Raw genomic sequence first — 223 nt, forward strand, 5'->3', positions numbered from 1 at the left:
CTATCCGGCCGATGCCGGCTGGTCGCTGGCCATTCACGGTGGCGCGGGCGCCGCGCCGCGCGGGGAAACCACGCCGGCCGAAGATGCCTCGTATCGCGCCGGGCTCAAGGCTGCGCTGGCCGCCGGGTCGGCCGTGCTCAAGGCCGGCGGATCGAGCCTGGATGCCGTGGAAGCGGCCGTGCGCGTGATGGAAGATGATCCGCAGTTCAACGCCGGACGCGGC

At 73.1% G+C, this 223-nt stretch carries 1 protein-coding gene; it reads left to right on the forward strand.

All coding sequences use genetic code 11. The features are described 5' to 3' along the window. Positions 1-31: 31 nt before the first annotated feature. Positions 32-223 (forward strand): isoaspartyl peptidase/L-asparaginase (locus tag H926_RS27360; RefSeq protein ID WP_371256245.1); only part of this gene is annotated, 192 nt, incomplete at its 3' end.

It is taken from the genome of Novosphingobium sp. B-7 (genome assembly GCF_000410615.1).
Taxonomy (GTDB): domain Bacteria; phylum Pseudomonadota; class Alphaproteobacteria; order Sphingomonadales; family Sphingomonadaceae; genus Novosphingobium; species Novosphingobium capsulatum.